A 7,814-nucleotide genomic window follows, 5' to 3' on the forward strand; every position below is an offset into this window, starting at 1 on the left:
TAAAGTAAAATCACCAAGCTAGGCTTGGTGACGTTTTGATAACGGTTTGTCCAGTATTTCTTTTAATAATATACCACGTTTTAGATCGTCTTGACTGGTTAAAGCAAATATTTCTCGTGCTTTCTCTGTCTTTCTCTTGTTTTTATTGATGCTCTTTAAGTCTTTACTAGGATCTTCCATTTCCGCAAATAAATGATTTAACTCTTCATCTAAGCGGTTGGCTTCACGTGCATACATTTTCTCCATTTCCTGCAAGGCTTTACCGAGTTCAATGTCATTCGCTGCCAGTGCTTGGTCAAAATATTGCTCATTAGAGATACCTGTAAGATCAATTGGCCCTTCAGAAGATATTGCCCCTTCTCCAGAATAACTAGTGTCATTTACAAATTGATTTGACGCATCAAAGTCATTCCCCTCAGCTACAAATGCCCTCTCTTGATGTGCATCTGTTTGATTTAAAGTTGCCTGTTGGTGATGACGTTTCTGTGCCCGAAGCGCTTGGCTTTGCTGCGCAAATTTCTGCCCTCGCTTTTGCTGCCCCGCGTTTCTTCCCTTTCTTGCCTGTGTATTTGGCTTACGCGTGTCCATCTTCTCTACTGTCAACTCTTCAATAGATGTTTGACCAGCTGTATCGACTTCATCTAAATAATTTTGCGCTTGTTTAAGATAGTCGCCCAACGTTTTAGGTTTATGAGCCTGTTGCTGTCTATTAGGGATTCGTGTCTGGCGAGTATGTTTTTTAGGATTTACCCCATTTTCACTCATTCTTGAAGGCGCATTCGACGCATCAAAGCGTCGCGCCTCCTTCCTAGCTTCCGTCTTTCGCTTTTTTTGATATGCTTCATAGAAACTAGAAGCTAATCCAAAAACAAATATCAAAATACCTATCAGTTCCATTATTGATCACCTGAATGATGTTCAGTTTCTCCTTCAGAAAGACTTTCACGCATCTTCGTATCTGCTTGAATATTTTGCATATTGTAATAATCCATTACCCCAATTTTACCATTTCTAAAGGCCTCAGCTAAGGCTTCTGGTACTTGAGATTGTGCCTCTACAACTTTAGCGTGCATTTCTTGTGTTTTCGCAATATTTTCTTGCTCTTGAGCAACCGCCATCGCACGACGTTCTTCAGCCTTGGCTTGGGCAATTCGTTTATCCGCTTCTGCTTGCTCTGCTTGAAGTTTAGCCCCAATATTACGACCTACATCTACATCCGCAATATCAATAGATAAAATTTCAAATGCTGTCCCTGAGTCTAAACCTTTTCGCAAAATAGTTTGTGAAATCGCATCTGGATTTTCCAAAACTTCTGAATGTGTTGCTGATGAACCGACAGTGGTCACAATACCTTCACCAACACGGGCAATAATCGTAGATTCACCAGCACCCCCAACTAAACGTTCAATATTCGCACGAACAGTTACTTTCGCTTTCGCACGCACTTCAATACCATTCATCGCAACCGCTGATATAATCGGTGTTTCAATCACCTTAGGATTTACTGATACTTGAACGGCCTCAAACACGTCACGACCTGCTAAGTCAATAGCCGCAGCTTGTTCAAATTCTAGATCAATATTCGCACGTTGGGCTGCGATTAAGGCATCCACAACCATATTAATATCCCCACCTGCTAAATAGTGGGCTTCTAAATCATTTAAATCAAGCGTTAATCCAGCTTTTGTTGCTTTGATCATCGGTTTAATAATATGATTTGGATTCACACGACGTAGCCGCATGCCGACTAAATCGCCAATCCCTACCTTTACCCCTGAGAAATATGCAGTTACCCAAAGGCCAACTGGCACAAAGGTAAAGAACAGCGTTAAAATAACTAGAATAATGATAGCTAAAATCAAAATGCCCCAAATACTTGTCGTATTTCCATATGAATTATACATGGTTCACTCTCCTTACTAATAACTGATTGTTCCGAACACTCACAACAACCACACGCTCGTCACTACCTATCACTTCATTATCACTCATGACTTCTAAAATCTGTCCATCAGTAAACGTAGCCTTTCCGGTTGGTCGCAAAGGCGTCAGTGTTACAGCTTCTTTGGATACATAATCCGCAACTGACACACGCTGTGATTGATACCCACGTTCCTTGTTCAACGATGTCTTCAGTACAATTTGGTCATTAAAAGGAATACGATAACCTAACTTCACTAAAATGTAAAAAGCCACAATGCCCACAACTATACCAATCGTTAAATCGACAATTGTATCACCGATTTCAGCCGTTTGGCCTATTAACCCCCAGGAACCGACCAATAACCCAACAATGCCCAATATCCCATAAGTAGGTAAAAATACTTCAGAAATAATCAAAATTGTCCCTAAAGCAAACAACAGCAAAGACAACCATGACCCATTATCATACAAACCAAAATACAGTAAGAATGATCCCGCACCAACAATGCCACCCAGCATATAATGACGCGTCATCATACCAGCGATAATGGCTAGGATACCAATGGAAAATAACAACGTCTCCATTTCTCCACCTCCATGTATCTTCTATACTATATATTTTACCATATAGAAAGACCGCTTTCATAATGATAACTTATTTTAACTAGTATCATGCTTTATGTTCATTTATGAAAAAAGCCCCCACAGACCTATATTACTAGCGACTGTGGGGGGGGAGTTTATTTATTTTTTTACTTTATGTAGCGTTAATCTTCAACTAATGGTGTTACATCAAAATCGATTTCATGATTTTCATCAATTGAGATATTCACTGCGTGTTGTTTACTGATAGTACCTGCAATAATTGCACGTGCTACTGGGGTTTCCACTTGGTTGGTGATGAAACGACGTAATGGTCGTGCACCAAATTGTGGATCATAAGCAGTATCACCAATCCAGCTAACTAATTCGTCACTAAATGTTACAGCAATTTCTTGACTCGCTAGGCGGTCACTTAATTGAGCTAACATCTTGCGTACGATACCGTCCATATCATTGTGTGATAATGGTCTGAATAAGATGGTATCATCAATACGATTTAAGAACTCTGGTCTAAAGTGCATTTTTAACGCATTTTGTACAGTTTCTCTTGCTTCATCTTCAATTTCACCATTTTCATCAGTTCCCTCTAACAAGGCATCTGATCCTAGGTTACTTGTCATAATAATGATCGTATTTTTAAAGTCTACAATGCGACCTTGTGAGTCAGTTAGTCGACCATCATCTAAAATTTGTAATAGAATATTGAATACATCCGGATGCGCTTTTTCAACCTCATCTAACAAGACAACAGTATATGGATTACGGCGTACAGCTTCTGTTAATTGGCCACCTTCTTCGTAACCAACATAACCTGGAGCTGCCCCGATTAAACGTGTGACGTTAATTTTATCCATGTACTCACTCATATCTAAACGCACCATATTATTCTCTGAATCAAACATCGCTTCTGCTAAAGCCTTAGCCAATTCAGTTTTACCAACACCAGTTGGTCCTAAGAATAAGAATGAACCTAAAGGTCGGTTTGGATCTTGAACACCTGCACGAGACCGTAATACGGCATTCGTTACACTATCTACTGCTTCATCTTGACCCACAACACGCATATTTAATGTGTCATCTAAATGCAGTAGTTTTTCTCGTTCACCTTCAACCAATTTGGTTACTGGAATACCAGTCACCCTTGAAACGACAGCAGCAATTGAATCTTCTGTAACCGATTCTTCTACTAAGCGATCCGCGCTCTTATCCGCATGCTCATGATAGGCTTTTTCCATATCTATCAATTCTTGTTCCAATTTTGGAATAGTTGCATGTTGTAATTTGGCTGCTTCTTCAAGGTTGTAGTCATTTTCTGCTTGTTCTAAAGCATGTTTAGCGTTGTCAATTTCTTGACGTTTAGCATTAATATCTGACATACCACCTTTTTCCACTTGCCATTGCATGGTTAATTGGTTGGTTTTTTCACGTACTTCAGCTAACTCTTCTTGAAGATCAGCTAGACGACGTTTACTTGCTTCATCTTTCTCCTCTTGAAGCGCCTTTTCTTCAATTTCTAATTGAATTAAACGACGTCGTTCTTGGTCTAATTCTGTCGGTAATGAGTTCATTTGTACACGAATTTCAGCACTCGCTTCATCTACTAAATCAAGTGCCTTATCTGGTAAATAGCGGTCAGTAATGTAACGGTCTGATAATTCAGCTGCCGCTACAAGAGCTTGGTCATGGATTGTTACCTCGTGGTGTAATTCATAACGTTCTTTTAAACCACGCAAGATTGAAATAGTATCTTCAACACTTGGTTCTTTCACTAAAACACGTTGGAAACGACGTTCCAATGCCTTGTCTTGTTCCATATATTTACGGTATTCATCCAAGGTTGTCGCACCAATACAGTGTAATTCCCCACGGGCTAACATTGGTTTTAGTAGGTTACCTGCATCCATTGACCCTTCTGTTTTACCTGCACCCACAATATTATGGATTTCATCAATAAATAGGATAATACGGCCATCCGCTTTTTTCACTTCATTTAAAACAGCTTTCAACCGTTCTTCAAATTCCCCACGATATTTCGCACCGGAAATTAAAGCACCCATATCTAATGAAAAAACTGTCTTATCTTTAAGGTTATCAGGAACATCTCTTTTTACAATACGTTGGGCTAAACCTTCAATAATAGCTGTTTTCCCTACACCTGGTTCACCGATTAAGACAGGGTTATTTTTAGATTTACGAGATAAAATCCGAATAACATCACGAATCTCTTCATCTCGTCCGATAATGGGATCCATTTTACCCGCTTTTACTTGTTCGACTAAGTCGACACCGTATTTTTCTAAAGCTTCATAATTTTCTTCTGCTTGTTTACTTGTCACACGATCACCCTGTCTCAAATCATCAATTTTTTCTTCTAGCGCTTTTGCAGTAATTTGGTGTTGCTTGAACCATTTTGCTAGGTCAGTATAAGCTACATCATTGATAGCCGCTAGCACCATTTCGGTAGCTAAAAATTCGTCACCATGTTTTTCCGCGCGTACTTGAGCCTTTTGAATTAATTCACCCAATCCACGTGATATACCTTGACCATATTGTACGTTTGTACCTTGGACCACTGGAATTGCATCCAATTCACGGTCTAATTCTTCAGTTAATGCTGTCATTGGCACATTTAAATCTTCATAAAAGTCATAAGCAAAGTTTCCAGGTTGCACCAACGATGTAAACATATGGGGTATCCCAATTTCTTGATGTTTACGAGTCATAGCAATTTGTTGGGCATTTGCGATGGCCTCTTGTAAGGTTGTAGTCATTTCCATGTTTGCCATTTCACATCACTCCTTTTGCTTTATGCTTATAGTATATCACTTTAGTCAGAATAGGTCAAACATTTATTGTGGATATTTTTGACCTTTTTTACTAATAAAAAAGCTTGTTATATCAATCTTACAGCAAATTCGCTTGATAAAAATCAAACTAAAGGTCAATATGCGACCACTTACTTTCTTTGACCAAGGCAATATGGCGGACATCGTCCCATAAAATCTTGCGATTACCGATAATAAAATAGAAATAATTACATTCACCGTTAAACCAACCAACAATATTATCAAAGTACCGTCCTAAATCATCTTTCAATGATAATTGAATGGATACGGGATAATGGGTTAACCAAGCTTCCTGCAACACTTGATCAATGGCTTCCCTCGTCATTTCTGGCAAAGCGACTGGTACTTTGGTCGCATCTTCATGGTTAGACTGGATACCCTTAACCAACTCATCCATAGCATAGGCTGTTGCCCACTTCATACCAAAGGGGCGGTCTTCATACTCATTATAAGGGATAAAGTGTTTACGCGTTCTTGGGTGTTGTTGTCTTTTTAACCAGGATCGTTTGGCCTCTATTATTGCCTCAGGAAGTGTCCACGGTAAAAATGGTTTATCTTGCTTATCCATGACCCTCACCTTCAATACCAGCCATACCACCAGCATGACCACCAACTAAGCTTGATCGTTCAATAGCCCGACCACCTGGTTTAAGTGATGACGCATAAACAAGACTTTTGAAGCCATATTTCTTACGGATTGTATCGATAATCCTATCTGTTGTCATATCTGCTACTTGTTTATTTTCTGATTCAAATAAATCTAATTGCACGGCTTGCTGATAAACAAGCTGTCCGCTATACAAAGAAATATTTCGTACTACTTGGTGGTCATAGATTAAAGACAATAAATATAAAGCTGCCTCAGCAATGACTTTACTTTGGTTGGTTGGACTTACCTTTATTTGTTTATGGATACCCCTTTTACCATACGCATCAAAATAGCCTATAGAATAGCCTATCCCAAGGCCAACTATTTGTGTTTGAGCACCAGCTCTTCTTAGCCGCGTCCCAACTTGATCGGCCATTTCCTTCACCACTATCGCAATTTCATCCTTATCCGTGTAGTCTCTTGGTAGGACTTGGCTGTTGCCGATAGACTTGTCTTTACTAGTATAAGGGGTTCCAAGAAAAGATCGGTCAATTCCCCAAGCATGTGCGTAAAGCTGAGCACCCATCACCCCTAATTTGTCTTTTAATACATAGTAAGAAGAGTGCGCTAGATCATAAACATTATTAATGCCCATCCCTTGTAAGCGGCGGGCCATCCGGTGACCAATACCACAAATTTGTGTTAAATCAGCAACTTGCCATAAGGTCTTGGACACATCTTCATATCGCCACTCAGCAATCATGCTTTTTTCTTTTTTTGAACCAATATCTAAGGCTGCTTTCGCTAGAAAAGGGTTATCACCGATGCCGATAGTCGTATAAATGCCAGTTTGATCAAAGACATCTTTTTGGATTTTCTGCGCCATTTCGTAGGCACTACTGACCTTAAACAGTCGCAATGAATCCGTAACATCTAAGAAACTCTCGTCTATTGAAAATACGTGGTGATTGGCTTCATCTACGTAAGTCTTATAAATCCGGTTAATTTCTTGATTCTTCTCCATATAAAGGCGCATCTGGGGTTGCACGATCACCAAATCATCTGGATAGGGATAAGGTAAATCGCGTGCTCGAGTGACATTAGAGATATTAAACGCTTTTTTAGCTGCTGGTGAGCTAGCTAAAATCAGTCCTGACCCTCTACTTTGACCTCCAGTTGCATCATGGTAGGACATAACCACTAATTTTGTGGTTAGTGGATCCAAATCACGCGCCGCTGCCTCCACTGAGGCATAAAATGATTTACAATCGATACATAAAATATCGCGACTAGGTTCCTTTGAATAATCAAATGTTACATTATTTGCAAACATCTTTAGCCCTCCTTAGCTTAGATATTTAAATTTACGTTCTTAAAAAAATCGAACGTATGTTCTAAATAATAATAGAACGTATGTTCGCAAAATACAAGTGATTTCAAAGAAATTTTTCCCTTTAAATAAAAAAGGCCACGATCCATACGGTCGTAGCCTTCTTCAGTCAACTATTTAAATACAATACTAGTCTTCATCTTTGTCGTCGTCATCGTCTTTACGTTCAACCACTAGGTCAATAGCCATGACGACACCTAAAATAATTGGCACCACATCAGCTGGTACATGATCTTCTATATCAATAACAAAGGTATCACGAATAGCAATTAATTTACGGTCGATACGAGCAATACGGTCCCCATTTTCATCCGTAATACGGTAGTCAAAATCAAGAATATTCCCTTTAACATCCCAATTTAAAGAAGTCACTTTATAGTTATCCCTAAATAAGGAAATCTTTTTACGTATTTCTGCGACCTTATCATTATTTTCATTTACAAGCTGTCAGCTAAGGAAACCT

Annotated in this window: 7 protein-coding genes; all 7 read right to left on the reverse strand. The window is 39.2% G+C overall.

Annotation, left to right across the window (positions count from 1 at the left end):
* Positions 1-18: 18 nt before the first annotated feature.
* Complete coding sequence (locus HMPREF3116_RS02470; protein ID WP_070467536.1) at positions 19-897, reverse strand: hypothetical protein; 879 nt, start codon at positions 895-897, stop codon at positions 19-21.
* Positions 897-1,904, reverse strand: coding sequence for a flotillin-like protein FloA (gene floA, locus HMPREF3116_RS02475; RefSeq protein ID WP_070467538.1), 1,008 nt, complete (start codon positions 1,902-1,904; stop codon positions 897-899). The genes HMPREF3116_RS02470 and floA overlap by 1 nt, the downstream gene beginning before the upstream one ends.
* Positions 1,897-2,508: an NfeD family protein gene (locus HMPREF3116_RS02480; RefSeq protein ID WP_070467542.1), complete on the reverse strand. Its 612-nt coding sequence runs from the start codon at positions 2,506-2,508 to the stop codon at positions 1,897-1,899. The genes floA and HMPREF3116_RS02480 overlap by 8 nt, the downstream gene beginning before the upstream one ends.
* A gap of 182 nt (positions 2,509-2,690) precedes the next feature.
* Positions 2,691-5,312, reverse strand: coding sequence for an ATP-dependent chaperone ClpB (gene clpB, locus HMPREF3116_RS02485; protein WP_070467545.1), 2,622 nt, complete (start codon positions 5,310-5,312; stop codon positions 2,691-2,693).
* 148 nt (positions 5,313-5,460) lie between these two features.
* Positions 5,461-5,940 carry a hypothetical protein gene (locus HMPREF3116_RS02490; RefSeq protein ID WP_070467547.1) on the reverse strand — a complete coding sequence of 160 codons (480 nt, stop codon included), beginning with the start codon at positions 5,938-5,940 and terminating at the stop codon, positions 5,461-5,463.
* Positions 5,933-7,294 (reverse strand): Y-family DNA polymerase, encoded by a 1,362-nt coding sequence (locus HMPREF3116_RS02495; protein WP_070467550.1) that lies wholly within the window; start codon positions 7,292-7,294, stop codon positions 5,933-5,935. Before HMPREF3116_RS02495 ends, HMPREF3116_RS02490 begins: the two co-directional genes overlap by 8 nt.
* Before the next feature lie 186 nt (positions 7,295-7,480).
* Entirely contained in the window at positions 7,481-7,723 is a 243-nt protein-coding gene (locus HMPREF3116_RS02500) for an LURP-one-related family protein (protein ID WP_246819026.1), read from the reverse strand.
* Positions 7,724-7,814 lie beyond the last annotated feature (91 nt).

Origin of the sequence: Aerococcus sp. HMSC10H05, assembly GCF_001806975.1 — a bacterium.
GTDB lineage: Bacteria > Bacillota > Bacilli > Lactobacillales > Aerococcaceae > Aerococcus > Aerococcus viridans_B.